11 protein-coding genes and 1 pseudogene are annotated in these 16,381 nt (G+C 53.7%); 10 read left to right on the forward strand and 2 right to left on the reverse strand.

Features of this window, described 5'->3' with window-relative positions:
• Window positions 1–419 precede the first annotated feature (419 nt).
• The gene (locus tag GZ092_RS09990; RefSeq protein ID WP_293636241.1) at window positions 420–911 is read left to right on the forward strand and encodes a pyridoxamine 5'-phosphate oxidase family protein; all 492 of its coding nucleotides are present in this window, start codon (window positions 420–422) and stop codon (window positions 909–911) included.
• A gap of 101 nt (window positions 912–1,012) precedes the next feature.
• Here GZ092_RS09990 and GZ092_RS09995 read toward each other — a convergent pair whose 3' ends face one another.
• Entirely contained in the window at window positions 1,013–1,990 is a 978-nt protein-coding gene (locus tag GZ092_RS09995) for a YafY family protein (protein ID WP_293636242.1), read from the reverse strand.
• Between the two features lie 86 nt (window positions 1,991–2,076).
• Between GZ092_RS09995 and GZ092_RS10000 the strand changes: the two genes are divergently transcribed.
• From GZ092_RS10000 to GZ092_RS10015, 4 genes are all read left to right on the forward strand, one after another.
• Window positions 2,077–2,478 (forward strand): hypothetical protein, encoded by a 402-nt coding sequence (locus GZ092_RS10000; RefSeq protein ID WP_293636243.1) that lies wholly within the window; start codon window positions 2,077–2,079, stop codon window positions 2,476–2,478.
• Between the two features lie 63 nt (window positions 2,479–2,541).
• On the forward strand, window positions 2,542–5,940 hold the full coding sequence (locus GZ092_RS10005; RefSeq protein WP_293636244.1) for a TM0106 family RecB-like putative nuclease: 3,399 nt from the start codon (window positions 2,542–2,544) through the stop codon (window positions 5,938–5,940).
• A gap of 41 nt (window positions 5,941–5,981) precedes the next feature.
• Window positions 5,982–7,880 carry an AAA family ATPase gene (locus tag GZ092_RS10010; RefSeq protein WP_293636245.1) on the forward strand — a complete coding sequence of 633 codons (1,899 nt, stop codon included), beginning with the start codon at window positions 5,982–5,984 and terminating at the stop codon, window positions 7,878–7,880.
• Between the two features lie 3 nt (window positions 7,881–7,883).
• On the forward strand, window positions 7,884–9,209 hold the full coding sequence (locus GZ092_RS10015; protein WP_293636246.1) for a hypothetical protein: 1,326 nt from the start codon (window positions 7,884–7,886) through the stop codon (window positions 9,207–9,209).
• A 68-nt stretch (window positions 9,210–9,277) separates the two neighbouring features.
• Here GZ092_RS10015 and GZ092_RS10020 read toward each other — a convergent pair whose 3' ends face one another.
• A complete protein-coding gene (locus tag GZ092_RS10020) occupies window positions 9,278–9,694 on the reverse strand; it encodes a hypothetical protein (protein WP_293636247.1) in 417 nt (138 codons plus the stop codon).
• Window positions 9,695–9,962: 268 nt separating this feature from the next.
• Here GZ092_RS10020 and GZ092_RS10025 point away from each other — a divergent pair, with 268 nt between their 5' ends.
• From GZ092_RS10025 to GZ092_RS10045, 5 genes and pseudogenes are all read left to right on the forward strand, one after another.
• The gene (locus GZ092_RS10025; RefSeq protein WP_293636248.1) at window positions 9,963–10,811 is read left to right on the forward strand and encodes a DUF6544 family protein; all 849 of its coding nucleotides are present in this window, start codon (window positions 9,963–9,965) and stop codon (window positions 10,809–10,811) included.
• 418 nt (window positions 10,812–11,229) lie between these two features.
• On the forward strand, window positions 11,230–11,712 hold the full coding sequence (locus GZ092_RS10030; protein WP_293636249.1) for a helix-turn-helix domain-containing protein: 483 nt from the start codon (window positions 11,230–11,232) through the stop codon (window positions 11,710–11,712).
• A gap of 32 nt (window positions 11,713–11,744) precedes the next feature.
• Window positions 11,745–12,935: pseudogene (locus tag GZ092_RS10035) on the forward strand (VIT and VWA domain-containing protein); the annotation flags it as partial.
• Between the two features lie 1,390 nt (window positions 12,936–14,325).
• Window positions 14,326–14,784 (forward strand): hypothetical protein, encoded by a 459-nt coding sequence (locus GZ092_RS10040; protein WP_293636250.1) that lies wholly within the window; start codon window positions 14,326–14,328, stop codon window positions 14,782–14,784.
• A gap of 751 nt (window positions 14,785–15,535) precedes the next feature.
• Window positions 15,536–16,144, forward strand: a complete 609-nt coding sequence (locus GZ092_RS10045; protein ID WP_293636251.1) for a hypothetical protein — start codon at window positions 15,536–15,538, stop codon at window positions 16,142–16,144.
• The last annotated feature ends 237 nt before the right edge of the window (window positions 16,145–16,381 follow it).

Raw genomic sequence — 16,381 nt, forward strand, 5'->3', positions numbered from 1 at the left:
CTCCTCATCCACATCACAACTTTACTGTCTCCATATCATCTATGAGAAACTGAGAAAGCACAAGTGCCCATCCTCCAAGCTCAACCGGCCTTCTATAGGGATGACAGTTCTCTAAACCAGCCCGATAGCGAATGCGTATCGCTGGCATCAATCCTGACTTTGGGCAGCCAGATTGGCAGCAACTGAATAATGACGTAGCGCACCAGTATGACCACCATGCTGGGTACGAATGTCTTTTAGGAAAGAATTTTTTGGGCGCCGTTGGCCGTGATGCGCACAATTGCTTCTCAGGGCGAGCGCACTGTGTTGCCTGCTTATGCAAATGGCGGGAACGCCTGTACAGACTTATCAGACCTTTTGCCTGCCGTACGTGACGGTTAGCTTTACGTTCAAACATCTGTTTTTTTAGGTACACCTTCATGCTGCACGAAACCAGACTGACCCTTGCGCTGCGCGCTCTGTTGCATTCAAGGCGAGTCGCTGCCCTGGGGACCCTCGACGATGACGGCAATCCGTTTGTTTCCATGGTTCCCTACGCGATGGAGCCGTCGCTCGGGTTCCTGGTCATCCATGTGAGCGGCTTGGCTGCCCATACAGGCAACCTGCAAGCCCGGCCGAATGTGTCCGTGCTCGTGATGCAGGCGGAGGTGGAGGGCGAGCCGGTCCATGCCTTGTCACGAGTCACGCTGGATGGCTGGGCACGGGTGCTAGAAGCCGGCACGCCCGCCTGGGAAACTTGCCAGTCTGCGTACGTGAAGAGATTTCCGGAAGCTCAATTCATGACCCAACTGGGCGACTTCCGGTTTGTCGCCATCGAGCCCAAAGGTGCCAGGCAGGTGGCGGGCTTCGGCGCGGCGCGCTCAATCGACGAGGAAGAGGTTCGGCGGACTTTAGGGCCGACAGGGCAGTGACGGTGGGCTTCAAGCTCAATCAGCGAGTACGACGATTGGCGCTGGCGCCAGACTACAGCTATATTTTTCGTTGACCGAGCCCGATGGAACTTCCCGGAAAGTTAATCCTTAGACGAATATTGACTCAGCGCCTGCTTGAGTTCGGCCTTAACCGCTGCCAGAAGTTCTGGTGGCTCCAGCACTTCGACATGCTGGCCCTGCCGCAAAATGTCCATGGCCAGTTCACGCATGTCGGTGAACGGAACTTCCAAAAGCAGGCTTCCATCATCCTCTTGCAAAGAACGCTGGAGGGGGTGCCACTGTTCACGTGAGACCCATCGGGCACGCACTGCCGAGAATCGCAATTTCGCCCAGCGCACGTTTGGCCCCGAATAGATGCCGTACCCCTTGCCCACAAACCCGTCCAGTTCGCGCCTGGCAATCTCTTTCGCAGGCTTGCTCAGAACAACTGCCGTTTTGATGGCATCCATAGCAAATGACCGCATTTCCTTGCGCAGATGGCACCAGGCGGCCAAGTACCAATTGCCGCGATAGTGAATCAGCAGCTGTGGCGAAATTTCCCTCTGGCTCGATTCGTCACGGCCCCGCGCGTAGTACGCCATTTCCAGGCGCTCGCGGCTGAGCAGGGCGGCCGCCACGATTTCAAAGTTCCTGTCCGGTACCGACCGCACCGCCACATTGAGCAGGCGAATCCGGCTTTCCACATCGCTGGCCGGATGATGGCCGGACTCGATGACGGCCCTCAGGCGTGCTTTCAATGGCTCGATATGGGCGCCCAGCAGGCCCGGTTGCATCTCCGCAAGCAGGGCCTGCATCATGAGCAATGCATAAGCCTCGCTCGAATTGAACCAAAGCCCCGGCAGGGACTGCTGCCGTCCATTCTTTTGGCCGGTATACCGATAACCGCCTTCCTCCCGGTCCCATTCGATAGGCGCGTTGAGGCGCTCGCGCATGTACTCCAAGTCACGCTTAAACGTAGCTTTGGACACCTCGAGTTCGCGCAGCATCCGCTCAATCGGAACGAAGCGGTTGGCCTGAAGCAGGGCGTCGATTTTGTAAAAGCGTTCGGTTTTGTCCATGCGGTCCTGTTATTTTTAAGGTGGCTCCTCTCATGAGCCACTGCTCTTTCAATAATACGTTGGCTCGTGGACTACCGGAGAAAAAGATGAACCAACAGGATGTTTTTACGCAAGGGCAGGCCATGCCCGCCAGCCGCCTGACGGCCCATGCAAGTCTGCGCGTGCAGCAGCGCGGCGTTGACCTGTCGGTGCTTGATTGCCTGCTGCAGTACGGCCGGCATGAACACGACCATAAAGGCTGCGAAGTGGTGACGTTTGACGATGGAACCCTTCAGGAGGTCGCGCTTCATGAGCCTGCTCAGCTGTGGCGCAAAGCCGTGGACGTTCGTTCCCTGTATGCCGTGGTCAATGCCGACGGCTGTGTTGTCACGGCAGGGCACCGGTATCGGCGCATGCTGCGCGACGTCAGCCTTTCCTCCCGGCGGCCAGGCCGCAGCCGCAGGCCCCAGGTGCTGAACGCCAGCGCCAACCGGTTCCGGTTTCAATAGCGCTTTTACTGATGAGCTTCGTGGTCCAATCCAGCAAAACAAAAACAATGAAAGCGCCAGCCAATGCAAAAGTCAATTTCGGGAAAGCTGTTTTCAGCATCGGACCTTGTCAACTTTGCGGCTTGCACGCACCTCACGCACCTGGACCTAATCAACCTGGAGACGCCGCTTGTCAAAGCAGTTGATACGGATGAAATGGCGCTTATACAAGGCAAGGGTTTCGAGCATGAAGGGCGCTACCTTGAGCTCTTGAAGTCGCAGTGCGGCGGCGTCACGGATTTGACAGAGGATGGCATTGGCAACGATGCTGCGTCTGCCAATACTTGTAAGGCGCTTGCCTCCGGGGCCGAGGTCTTGTTTCAGGCAACATTCCTAACCGACCCATGGCTTGGCCATGCCGACTTCCTGGTGCGCGTCGCCACTCCATCCAGACTGGGCAACTACAGCTACGAGGTGGTCGACACCAAGCTGGCGCGGTCAAGCCGCGCCAAGTTCTTGCTCCAGTTGTGCCTGTATTCGGAAATGCTTGCCGAGGTCCAAGGGCTCATGCCGCGCCTCATGCACGTGGTGCTCGGCGATGGTCGCAAGGAGACGTTTCTGGTGGCTGACTACCAGCGCTACCACGGACAACTCAAGCAGCGGTTCCTGGCATGGACAGCGCAGGCCGACCGTGAGAGCTTTCCTGAGCGAAGCGGCCATTGTTCTCTGTGCCGCTGGAGAGACCTGTGCGCTAAGCAGTGGGAAAGCGAGGACCACCTCAACCGAATCGCTGGCATCACCCGCCTGCAGATGCCCCGCTTACGCGCTGCGGGCATTTCAACCATGGAGGCACTTGCCGGCCTGCCCGCAGGTGCGCAGATTCCCCGCATGCAGGCAGACACCCTTCAGCGGCTGAGCCATCAGGCGCGGCTGCAGGTCCAGACACTGAAGACCGGCCTTCAGGTTTTTGAACTGCTTCCCGTTCTGGTTGGCAAAGGCTTTGGGCGGCTACCCCGGCCCAGCGAAGGAGACCTCTTTTTTGACATGGAAGGTGACCCACTGGAGGAGGGGGGCTTGGAGTACCTGTTCGGCTTGTACTATTTTAAAAATGCCATCGCGGTGTTCAAGCCCTTCTGGGCCCATTCCCGGGCGCAAGAAAAGGTCGCCTTCGAAGCCTTCATCGATTTCGTCAAGGCGCACTTGGTGCAATGGCCCGACGCCCATGTCTATCACTATGCCCCGTACGAACCCACGGCCCTCAAACGGCTGATGTGCCTGCACGGAACCCGGGAAGACGCGGTGGACAACCTGCTCAGGGACCGAAAGCTGGTGGACCTGTATGCCGTGGTTCGCGAGGGCCTGCGCGTGGGAGAGCCCAGCTATTCCATCAAATCCATCGAGCGCTTTTACAGCGCCGCACGGGCAGGCGACATCCAGACCGCTGGCGCATCCATTGTTTACTACGAGCAGTGGAAAGCAACGCAGAACGCCGCATTGCTTCAGGCCATCGAGGATTACAACAAGGATGATGTCATTAGCACCTTCGAGCTGCGTCAGTGGCTGATGCGCATTCGGCCTCAGGAAGCGGCGCCGGCGGCCATGGGTATCGTGGACGCGCTACAGGCCAGGGAAAAGTCGCCCGCTGCGCTGCGCGCTGAAGCGGCAATGGATGCTTACCGTGTGCAACTACTCGGCAGTCTGCCGGCCGACCGGCTGATGTGGAGCGACCAAGACTGCATGCAAGAGTTGATGTTTCACCTTCTGGATTTTCACCGTCGCTGCGAAAAGCCGGTGTGGTGGGCGCTCTTTGCGCGTCAGCAGGCTACTGACGATGAATTGCTGGAAGATATCGAGGTCATCGCAGGGCTGAGCCAGGTCAAGCCGCACGTCCAAAATGGCGACGGCTGGAGTTGCTGTTACCGCTTTCCGGAGCAGGAATTCAAGTTCAAGACGGGCGACAACTGTGCAGTGGTCGAGTCGATGCTTGAGGCGAAGTTGGTCGTTATCGACGAAGACAACCGCGAGGTGAGCTTTGACGTGGGGTTTGAAGACCCGCCACCGAGCTCGGGTGTGGCGCTCGGCACCGGTCTTCCAATCAATACGTCCGTGATTCAGGGCGCGTACAAGCGCTTTGTCGATGCCTACCTTGCAGGGGACAACAAGTTCCGTGCTGGTCTGGACTTGCTGAGAAAGGTAAATCCCCGAGTTGAGGGTGATGACGGCGCGCAGCCGTTGATTGCGCAGGGTGAAAACCTACTGGCAGGAACCATCCGGGTGGTGGCAAAGCTGTCGAGCAGCTACCTGTTCATCCAAGGACCTCCCGGGGCCGGGAAGACGTACACCGGCTCGCACATTATCGTTGCGCTGCTCAAAGCGGGAAAAACAGTGGCCGTCACTTCCAACAGCCACAAAGCCATCAACAATCTCCTGGTGGCCGTTGAGAAAGTCGCCCAAGGCGTTGGCTTTTCCTTCAAGGGCGTCAAGAAGTCCACCGGTCCAGAATCGTGCATCAACGGGAAATTCATCGTCGACAGCACCAATACCCAGGACATCATCAAACGGCTCAAGGAGTTTTCCCTGTGCGCCGGCACGGCCTGGCTGTTTTCCTCGCCCAGACTTGAGCATAAATTCGACTACCTCTTTGTCGATGAGGCGGGCCAGGTGTCGCTGGCCAATCTAATGGCCATGTCAACCTGTGCCAGGAACATCGTTCTGTTGGGCGACCAGATGCAGCTTGGCCAGCCTATCCAGGGCGTTCATCCCGGGGAATCGGGTACGTCAGTGCTTGAGTATCTGTTGAAAGGAGAGGCGACGATTGCACCCGAGTCGGGCGTGTTTCTGAACGACACCTGGCGCATGCACCCGAATGTCTGCCGATTTATTTCCGAGGCGGTCTATGACGGTCGCCTCGACGCCGAGCCCAAAAATTCAAACCAGCGCTTGATGCTGGCAAGCGATGCCCACCCTGCGCTCAAGCCCACTGGCATCAGGTTTTTGGGGACTGAGCACGATGGCTGCGCTCAGCGCAGCGAGGTCGAGGCTGAGGTGATTCGGGCGCTTTACATGAGCCTTCTGGGACAGCGCTACAGGGACCGCAACGGGGTCGAGCATGCCATGGGGCTGTCCAATATTCTTGTTGTGGCACCTTACAACCAGCAGGTCAATTTGCTCAAGCGCGTGCTGCCGGAAGGTGCCCGGGTAGGCACTGTCGACAAGTTCCAGGGCCAAGAGGCCGAAGCTGTGCTGGTATCCATGACCACCTCAAGCGGGGAATATCTGCCGCGCAACATTGAGTTCCTATACAGCAAAAACCGGCTGAACGTGGCAGTTTCGCGAGCGAGGTGCTTGGTTGTAGTGGTGGCCAGTCCACGCTTGCTGGATGTGGATTGCAAGACGCCAGAGCAAATGGCACTTGTAAACACACTCTGCTGGATAGCTGATTATTCGGAAAAATCGACCGCTACTTCGAATACGACAGATTAAGTGTTTATTATAATTTAATGTATGGTTTATAAAATAAATAAATGAATAACTTTAATGCTAGCGAAAATATATTACGTGTAATTTTAACGGATGGAGCGATTAGGAATGGATATATTCATTTTCCATTAAATCAGTCAATTTTCTCTTCTGCAAACTACGGAAATGCAAGCGGAGAGCAAAAGGGAACTCTAATCACCTTAGTAGACGAATTTGGAAAAATATATGAAGATGATGTTAGGGTAACGGGTAATACTGGACGTTTGAGGTCAAGGTTTGGTTCATATTTCAGTCACTCTGGTGCAAAATCAGGTGATGTTGCCGAAATTAAAAAAGAATCTGAGGGGAAGTATTTAGTTCGTATAGTGAATAGTTCAGTATCTGCTTCCCTTTCGGCACAAGTCCCGCAGTTAAGTATTCCAGTGCCTTTAGATGCTACAAACCTTGAAATTTCAAAAATGAATGCGACAAACACCATCCTTTATGGTCCTCCCGGAACCGGCAAGACCTATGTAACAGCAGCCCGTGCAGTCCAGCTTTGCGATGGTAAGGTACCACCTACCCGTAAGGAGTTGATGGCTCGGTACGAAGTTCTTCGGCTGGAGCAACGAATCAGTTTTGTGACGTTCCACCAATCATTTGGCTATGAAGAGTTCATTGAAGGGCTGCGGCCACACCTCAATTCCTCAAGTCAAATTGCCTACAGTGTGGTTCCCGGCGTATTCCGCAAGGCCTGTGATTCCGCCCGAATCCGTCAACTCGTGAAGCCCGGGCTTTCTGGAAAACCATTGCAACAGCGGACTATCTTCAAAATGTCCTTGGGGGCAAGCTGGAGCGAAGAAGGAGTAACGGTTTTTAAATATGCACTGGAGAACGAGTGCGTGCTCCTCGGATACGGCAATGAAGTGGATTTCACAGGTTGCAAAAATGAATCTGCAATTAGGGAGAAATTGCTTAAAGATGCTCCAGAAACAATAAGGATAGAGGCCCATGTTTGGGCAGTCAATTATTTGAATAATGAGCTGAAGATTGGTGACATCGTCGTGGTGTCTAACGGGAACAAATCATTCCGTGGTATTGCAGAGGTTACGGGCGAGTATGAGTTCTTGGAAGATGCTCCGTTCCATCAGAGTCGGCCTGTCAAATGGCTTGCGGTGTTTGAGCCAGCTATGCCGGTTAGCGAAATCTTCGATAGAGGTTTTGCAATGCAAGCAATTTACAAATTGGATGCGTTGGGCCTTAACTATGAAAAACTAAATGCTCTTTTGACTGCACAAACGAAAGAGCCCCCAGTTCAACCCCATGTACTCATCATTGATGAAATTAACAGGGCCAACATCTCAAAAGTTTTTGGTGAGCTCATAACGCTGTTGGAACCAGATAAGCGTGAAGGGGAGACAAATGCCATTTCGGTCAAGCTTCCATACTCAGGGGAAGACTTTACTGTTCCTTCAAATTTGCATGTGATTGGGACAATGAATACGGCCGACCGTTCAATTGCATTGCTGGATACGGCGTTGAGGCGTCGGTTTGACTTTGAAGAATTGGAGCCGGACGCCTCGACGCTGGAAAAAAATGATATTCCTGGGGTGGACTTGGTCAAGCTGCTGACAGCGCTCAATGACCGAATTGAAGCGTTGTTCGACCGTGACCATCGCATTGGCCATGCATTTTTCATAGGAATTTCAAGCGTTGAGGGCTTGGAGCAGGTCTTCCGGCGCAAGGTTATCCCGCTTTTGCAGGAGTACTTTTACGAAAACTGGTCTAACGTTCGACGTGCGCTAAACGACTACGGCACAGGTGACTTTGTCATCAGCAATAAACTCGCACAGCTGCCCGCAGACGGGGACGAAAGCTTCTCGGACGAGCCCCGAGTTGTGTACAGGGTCAATGAGGCGCCTTTCCCGGTGACTGCATACCAGCGCATTTACGGCGGCAACTGAGCTATGGCGGTTCTGGCACTACGGGAATACGAGCGAATCACATGCGGTGACACCTTCGACCCCATCAATCGGGTCGTAAGAGCGGACCAGCATCGTGCGCTTGAACGATTTTCGGAGGAATACCAAAAGCTTCACAAGGTCACTGTATTCCAGCATGGTCCACGGTTGAGCCTGGTCGCTCAGAACTTTGTGGGAGTCATCAATCTTGGTCGCGACCAGATTGAGGTGCTTCCGAAAATCGAGGGCGAGATATCACAGGTCAGGCATAACCTGGCCAGGATGATTTCCGTGGTGCTGGACCTTCAGCTTTACGACGATGATTCCACCAAGGTCGACAAGCACAACGACAGCATCCTTGAAATATTGATTCGGTTGTTCTGCGAGAAGCTGTGGCAATGCGTGCGCAGGGGGATGGTCAGACGCTATGAGACTCGCAGCGATAACTTGACGATGCTTCGCGGTCGACTGTCAGTAATCGACCAAATTCGCCATAATCTGGCTCGGCCGGACCGATTGGCTTGCATATTTGACGAGTTTTCAGAAAACAACCCGCTGAACCAAGCCCTGAAGGCGGCATTGCGCGTTCTGAGCAAAGTGGCAAAAACCCAGACCAACCAGCGCAACATTGCGGAGTTGGTATTTTGCTTTCAAGAGGTTGATGACCTGGCTCCCAACGCCATCAACTGGGCAATGGCTGGAACTAACCGCTTATCTTTACGGTACAAGCCTGTTCTGGCGCTCGCACGGCTCTTCATAGAAAGCAAGTCTCCTGACATCGTCTCTGGCTCCGGGGACGGGTTCGCCTTGCTCTTTGATATGAACCAGCTTTTTGAGAGCTATGTGGGCGCCATCGCTAAACGCCTTTTCGCCAAGGATGGGCTGGTGGTTTCACTTCAGGGCCCAAAGCGCCATTTGGCACGTCTTGCAAGCGGGAGCCCGGTTTTTGCACTAAAGCCAGACATCGTGGCAAGGAAAGGAGGGAAGATTGCTTTCATTATTGACACCAAGTGGAAGCGCCTCAAGGAAGAGTCATACCGGGAGGGTGTGACCTCGACTGACGTGTACCAGATGTACGCTTATTCGACCCAATACGCGTCCCCGGATGTCTTGCTCTTGTATCCGCATCACAGTGAACTGGGAGAGTGGACGCCCAGACGCGCGGAATATTGGGTACATGGCGCTGATGGTGCCTTGGGACTGAATCAGCGAATCTGTGTCTCGACGATTGAATTACAAAACCTGAATTTAATTCCAGGTAAGTTAAAAGAAATATTCATAATTGAAGGTACTTTTCAGGAGCCGAAGTCTCCGACGCCAGTTGTTGCATAAGGGTTTATCCAATTTGGAAATCGACATGCTGATTTAAACGGTTCAGCAACGCGTTGTCATCAATTTGGCTATTCGGTTTTTGAGGGCGTCACGCTCAGGCCTGCTCGGAGTCCGTGAACAATGCGCACCATGGCGGCAATGTCCCCGCTCCCATTAAGCAATTCAGGTGAAAGGCCTTGTGCCTTCATTTCCGCTTTCTGAGTGCTAAAACTAGATTCGTAACGGACAAATTCACCGCTTTCGCTCACAAACGCAAGCCAATAGCTCCAACCACGGTCATTGCGGCGCTGATGATTCGCCTCTCCCTCGAAAAGGGCATCACCTGGTAGTAGTTCTTCCTCTCCAAGTTGCAAGTAAGGGCCACCAATATCATTGGCTCCCGTGATGAGCGAGGGTACAGGGAGTTCGTTTCCAGCTCGCACTATCTTTGCCCAGTAGCGGCAGCGACTATCGAGAGGTTTGATTTGAATTGAATGTGATTGCATAAACAGTTCCTATTTGGTAGTTGCCAACCGCAATTCGTGGCCGGCTGAACCGTAGAGGGTGAATGTTTATATTTTTTAAAAAATTATTCAAATTTTCTTTGTACAAAAAAACAAATTTTTCAGACCAGTCAGAGCATCAACTTCAATACAGAAAAAGTCACCGCATCAGGGGGGAGCTTTTGTAATCTGCCATTGTCATGACGCCGTTATCCCGTTACTCTGTTACCCGTGCCACGTGCAAAGAGATGATTAATCTGAATGGTTTGCCATGACTATGGTTGTTGCCATCACCTGTGCCGTGGTTATTGCTGCCGTGATATTTGTTCTCGGATGCAGAGCACAACGTCAAGCAGTCGGCTCGCTAGCCGCTGCTCTTGAAAAGGCATCAAAGGTCAAGACCGGCTTGGTTCAAGGCTCAATTGACTACGACAGCCTTCCGCCACCTGTGCAGCGCTATCTCCACATGGCACTGCCCGATGGATTCGAGACTATCGGTCTGGCACATCTCCGGCAAGAAGGCCGGCTAAGGCTAGACGCCAAGACCGAACGCTGGATGACCTTCACTGCCGAGCAGACGATTGCACCGACAACCACTGGATTCCTCTGGGACGCCCGGGTCCGGGCTACTCTTGGCATCCATATTCGGGTGCTTGATTCTCTGGTCGACGGCCGTGGCGCCGGCCAGGTCAGTCTGCTCTCAGCCATCAGAATCGCCTCGGATGGCGGCACACCAGAGATGAACTCCGGCGCGCTACATCGCTTCCTGGCCGAAACAGTCTGGAGTCCGACAGCCCTGCTGCCCAGCGAGCGTCTGCGTTGGAGTGCCATTGATGACCGCACGGCATGCGCGACGCTCACAGTCCATGATGTCACTGTGTCACTCGAATTCCGGTTCAACGCGGCAGGCGAAGTTGTCGGCATCTTTACGCCGGGGCGTTGGGGCAGTTTTGGTGGCAGCTATGTTCAGAAACCGTGGGAAGGGCGCTTTCGAGAATACGTCCCTGTTCAGGGCATGCGAATCCCCAAACATGGCGAGGTTGGCTGGTATGACGGCAGTGTGTGGGGGGCAGTCTGGGAAGGCACGCTTTTGGAAGCTCAATATTCATGCTTCCGTTAAAAGTGTGCTTCTGGTCGAATTTGGCGCGAAGTCCTAGGATGGCCGCCATGACGATTGAATGTCTTCTTTGAAGTGTGTTTTAAAACACCCCGTACCGGTACGTAAAGAACAGCGCAGCCAAGACGCCAACGACGGCAAGGATGGTCATAACTCTTCCCATAGTTCCTCCTTATTGAAAACAATTCTACTGGGTTGGGTTACGGGTCTGCTTGTCCACTCCATCCCTCGCCACTTTGGATTTTATCGATATTTCCCCTTGTGTAGACTGATGGAATCGACCCGCGCAGAGCCTGAACTGGCGGCGTTCCAGCTACTTATGTCAACGTAGAAAACGCTCGCCCTGTGCAAAAGATGCTTGACTCATTCGACTTTATTGATACACTAAAACTGTTCTTAATAAGTGTCTCAATAAATGCAAATGCAAACGCCGACTCCTGACCAATACACGCTCAACGAACTCTGCGTTTTGGCTGACCTGCCAGTGCGCACCGTACGGTACTACGTGCAAAACGGCCTGGTTGACCGCCCGGAAGGTGAGACCCGGGCAGCCAGATACGGTGCGCGCCATCTGGAGCAGGTGCTGCTCATCAAGAAATGGACCTCGGCCGGCGTGTCGCTGGACCGTATTCGCGAGATGCTCCATGGTGAGGTACCTCCAGTGCTTGCCCGCCCGAAAAAGCCCGGCTCGATTGAAGTGTGCAGTCATCTGCACATCGCCGACGGCCTTGAAATCATCATCGAGCCGACCCGTGCGCAGATGACACCTGAACAGGTTCGCCAGTTCTCCCGGGGGGTCATGACCCTCTATTCAACGGTCTTGCAGGCATCCCCGCTAGAAGAAGAGGGCAGCAAAGACCCAACAGATACCGATGTCAAACCGCAGGAAGGAAATAAAAAATGAGCTCAACCCGACAGGCTGCCTTGTCCAATTCAATGGGTGAAAGCCTCGTCCTTGAAGGTGTTACCGCCCGAGGGGTTGTTCACGGGCGAATGCTGGAGATGAGCCTGCTGCAGCGGTTTCGCAATCCCGGCGCGACCAATACCGAGGTCACCTATACCTTTCCATTGCCCTGGGGCGCGGTGCTGTTGGGCGTGGACGTTGAGCTCAATGGTCAACGCCTACGCGGCGAAGTGACGGCCAGGCAAACGGCGAGGGCGAAATACGAAGAAGCCCTGTCGGAAGGAAACACGAGCATCATGCTTGAGCGCAATGCCGACCTCAGCTACACCCTTGAGCTTGGCAACCTGCTTGCAAAAGAGGCCTGCGTCATCCTGGTTCGATATGCCCAGATTCTCCAACTGGAGCAAGGCCAGCTCCGCCTGATGCTGCCGACCACAATTGCGCCCAGGTACGGCAATCCCCTGACCCAGGGTGGACTCCAACCCCACCAGGTTGTCGAAACGGATATCTGTGCGGAGTACCCGTTCGACATCACCATCACTCTTCACGGCTCTTTGGCAAAGGCCAACGTTGCGTCTCCAAGCCACAAGACCGCCTACCAGCCCGGCGCTGATGAACTTATCGTCAAGCTGGCCCAAAAGGGGTCACTGGACAGGGATTTTGTTCTCGTTCTCAGCGAGCTGCCCCAGTCGTCAGTGGGTATCGCCAGTCCAGACCTCTGGTTCCCAGGGCGCACCACCGTCATGGCCAGTTTCAGCCCGCTGTTGTCTCAAGACTCTGCCAAACCAGTTGCCGTCAAAATTCTGGTGGACTGCAGCGGCTCCATGAATGGCGACAGCATGGAGGCCGCCCGCTGCGCCCTGCGTTCCATCGTCATGGGCATGGAAAAGACGGATAAATTCACTCTGTCCCGGTTTGGCAGCACTGTCGAGCATCGCAGCCGTGGCATGTGGTCAGGTTCCATTCCTGCCAAGGCGTCTGGCTTGCGATGGGTTTCGCGTTTGGCCGCCGATTTGGGGGGGACTGAGATGGCGCAGGCGCTGGCCTCAACCATCAGCCTGGCCCATCATGGCCGCTGTGACTTGCTGCTCATCACGGATGGAGAAATTCAGGGCATCAATGAAGTCATCGACACCGCGAAAACCTCCGGTCATCGGGTGTTTGTGGTCGGCATTGGCGCCAGCCCAGCGGAAGTTCATTTGCGCCGCTTGGCACAGGCCACTGGGGGTGCTTGCGACTTCGTGGCACCGGGCGAAGATGTTGAACCGGCCGTGCTGAGGATGTTCAATCGGCTGCGCTCGCCCTATGTAAAAAAACTGCAGGTGGAATGGCCTGCCGGCTGGGAAATTGAATGGGCCAGTAGCGTGCCTGACCTTGCCTTTGAGGGCGATACTTTGACGATGTATGCAGTTGTCGTCGGTGAACTGGAAGCGCCGATGGCGGGCCAGGCCAAGCTGTGGGGTCACTTGGAAGGCCAGAGCAGCCAGAAGTTGCTTGCGCAGCTGGAAGTTGGATTTGTGCAGGATGATGCCAACACGCTGTCCAGGTGCGCCAGGTTTGAGCAATTCAGTGCCTGTGAACAAACCCATGAATTTCCAAAATCCAAACTGGTGGATATGGCCGTGTCGTACCAACTGGTCAGCAGTGAAACCAACTTCATTCTGGTGCATGAACGAGCCGAGGCTGAAAAACCCCTTGAAATGCCCGATTCGTACAAAGTACCGCATATGTTGGCATCAGGGTGGGGCGGCACCGGTTCGGTCGCGGGAAATATTTACGGGGCACCATCGCAGCAGGGGCATCGTACGGGGGAAGCCATCCACAACTTCTCAGCATCGGCAGGTTTGAATCTGCCAGACAACTCATCCATGTCAGTGCCCAGCGTGTGGCGAACATCTCGCACCCAAGCCACTGCGAAGATAGGTGCCAGCTCCAGCGGCATGGATGACATTGACATCCCTATGTTTTTGCGAAGATATGCCGACAGTACCCCTGAGAAGGTTGTGTCACGTCGCAAAATTGACCCCGCAAATGCCGATTTTTGGGCACGGCACGCGCCACCGCGTCTGTCAATAATGAAGGTCATGGAATGGGAGCAAGACCATCCTGCGCATCTGCTTCCAGTAATCTACACGGGCCTGACACCAGCCGGCGTTGTCGAGTGGCTCAGAATTAATGACGCCAGTTTTTGGCCCAAGCTGTACCCTGACCTTCAGGCAATGGGCTTAGGGATTTGTGTGTGCGAGTGGCTCGAATTCGTAATCGGTGCGGAACACGATGAAGCTGAAGTGGTCGAGACCTTCGTATCGGTAATGCTTGAGTTTGATTTCACCATCACACAGGGATTGAGAAGGACGATTAAAACGCTTGCGTCTGTAATTCGTCCCGTTCATAAGTCGGCGGAAAATCTTGGTAACGAGATTTTGGCGGAGTTTATTCGACAGGGTCTGCTGGGTATTCAGCCCCGCAAATGGCCTGACCCAGTTGTGAATTTTGCAGAAGTGAGCGACGTACTTTGAGAGACTGCCAGAGGCCTAATTCATACCGCAACTGGGGTGTCTTCAGGTTTATTCCGTCCAAGTTCTAACCGTATGAAAAATTGTAATGCAATACATGAAGACAATTTCCCACACATTGCAGGAACTAGAGGTGGTTCTTAACCTCTGGGCTTACGCAGGGGAGGACGGCTACATTGTCCGACTGGCTGGAAAAGCTTATGTGCTGGAGGGTAACGACAAATTGAAGCTTTCACTCCTGCGCTCATTGGCCGCAACTGATTGGCTTGCCTCCCAATGGGAGAAGGTACCGACCAACTTCACTTTGAGCGGACCAGATGGACAGGATATGACCGGTGTTGCCCATGCCTCCATGTTGTCTGAGCCCACAAGCCATGCTCACTTATTCGGTTCACTCATGGAAAAATTGGCTGAGGGTTTGCCTGAGCAAATGCGGTGTTTCAAAGGATACTACGTTCCCTTTAAATTGGAGCTTCCTCAGGAGCCGCTTACCGTGACCACCGTGGTCATGGAGTACGAAGATGGTCGGTTGGAGCCCATGGTTGGAAACAGGTGACCTGGAGCGGACGGTCAAGCATGAATCGTCGTTGATGCAAGAAGAGGGTGACCGAACATTCGCCAGCATTCTTCCAAAGTCGGGTTACGACCAGGAGCAGACGGTCATGCTAGAGGACTTCTTGGCCGCTTGTCCAAGTCAAGTGAAATTGGAGATTCCTTTGTAAACAGTCACTTATAGGGCAGGACGGCTTAATATAATGCAAAATTATAAAGTGACCACGCTTGCGAATTAGCTCGGCGACTCTGGAGGGGTTACTGGATTTGGGGCTGGCAGCGGAGTAAGACCGTTATAAAAAATTATTAGAAAAAATTTAATTATAAAAATTCACTATAAGTTCATCCAAGCGCTGGTAGAGCTTCAACGTCGAACACTAGTTTACAGCCCTCCTCCTCTTTTGAAAGAAGTAGGGTATTGAGCAGATTTAGTTCGTTCGACGCCATAAAGTACCGGTCGTCAAACACCAGGTCGAACCTCAAAGGGCTGACTTCCCCCATAGACGCTGGACAAGGGAAAGACTCGTACCTGGGCAGAGGAGGCATCACCGCTGTACCTGCATTAAAGGACCGTCCGAGCGCCTCCTGCCCTTGCGGTGTCAGCAAATTGGTGGCATAACCTGAATCGCTTCAAGTCCTGATTGAGTGCGGCCACTGTAGAGGTCCAAGCCTGAACGAAGTCGATGCAACGCCAGGGCGAAAGCCGGGTTATGCGCTCTTTCTTTAATAAAAGACTGTAGTCTGAGAGGAATATTATGGACACCCAGAACAGACTGTTCGCGTCGGCAATCGTTAGCACTGCAATAGTATTGAGTGCAACTTCGGCATTTGCGCTGAACGAAGGTGAGAGCGGGCCTATCTCCGACATGAAAGCAAAACTTGCTAGCGAAGAACAAACAGAAGTCATGACAGCCGCTGCAGGCAGTTCGCCAAACGTTAGAGGCGTCAAATTCTATTTCAATCAGGTAACAAAAATCGGATATATCGCTTTGACTGATAACTACGCGGCCCCAACCGCCATACGAATTGTGCGGAAGACAACGGGCACTGATTTTACCGGCCCGGTAATTGTTCCTCAGCCAATACAAGGCATTGATGAATGTAAGAGAATTGTTGCGTCCAAGCCTGAGAAGGCTAAAGACTGCAGTAGTCTGTATTCTTCATTGAAGTCTTGGCACGATTTAGGTTTCGTGTTTTTCCAGCAGGGAAAATTGGATAACGGCAGCACCCTGATAACAGTTCTGAAAGCTGAATTAGGTCAAGGTATGGTTATGGAATCAACACCAAATGGTGCGTCGTTATCAACACTTCCGTTTGCAGGGGCAAAATATACTGCAGAAGGTACGCGTTTGCTGCGCCGTTAGAGTTGGCTGATATCGCATTCTTTCCCAGGCCCGCTGCCACGGCTATTGGGCTTAGAGCTTCGGCCTTCAGGGGTTGCGCTGAAAGGCTTGCGCGGTTCAGCTCTAAGCCGCCTGCATTACGTCTAGCAGGCGGACAGAGTTCGTGAGTATTCCGGACCAACGTGACCGGTGATTCCGGGATCGTGACCGACGTTCCGGTGAACGTGAACGGGAGGATTCCGGCAACGTGACCGCTTA

Source organism: Polaromonas sp. (genome assembly GCF_010365105.1).
GTDB lineage: Bacteria > Pseudomonadota > Gammaproteobacteria > Burkholderiales > Burkholderiaceae_C > Polaromonas.

Coding starts and splice junctions, on each gene's coding strand:
- GZ092_RS09995 (WP_293636242.1), bottom strand. CDS start 1,990: ATGGACAAAACCGAACGCTTTTACAAAATCGACGCCCTGCTTCAGGCC.
- GZ092_RS10025 (WP_293636248.1), top strand. CDS start 9,963: ATGACTATGGTTGTTGCCATCACCTGTGCCGTGGTTATTGCTGCCGTG.
- GZ092_RS10010 (WP_293636245.1), top strand. CDS start 5,982: ATGAATAACTTTAATGCTAGCGAAAATATATTACGTGTAATTTTAACG.
- GZ092_RS09990 (WP_293636241.1), top strand. CDS start 420: ATGCTGCACGAAACCAGACTGACCCTTGCGCTGCGCGCTCTGTTGCAT.
- GZ092_RS10040 (WP_293636250.1), top strand. CDS start 14,326: ATGAAGACAATTTCCCACACATTGCAGGAACTAGAGGTGGTTCTTAAC.
- GZ092_RS10045 (WP_293636251.1), top strand. CDS start 15,536: ATGGACACCCAGAACAGACTGTTCGCGTCGGCAATCGTTAGCACTGCA.
- GZ092_RS10020 (WP_293636247.1), bottom strand. CDS start 9,694: ATGCAATCACATTCAATTCAAATCAAACCTCTCGATAGTCGCTGCCGC.
- GZ092_RS10000 (WP_293636243.1), top strand. CDS start 2,077: ATGAACCAACAGGATGTTTTTACGCAAGGGCAGGCCATGCCCGCCAGC.
- GZ092_RS10005 (WP_293636244.1), top strand. CDS start 2,542: ATGCAAAAGTCAATTTCGGGAAAGCTGTTTTCAGCATCGGACCTTGTC.
- GZ092_RS10015 (WP_293636246.1), top strand. CDS start 7,884: ATGGCGGTTCTGGCACTACGGGAATACGAGCGAATCACATGCGGTGAC.
- GZ092_RS10030 (WP_293636249.1), top strand. CDS start 11,230: ATGCAAACGCCGACTCCTGACCAATACACGCTCAACGAACTCTGCGTT.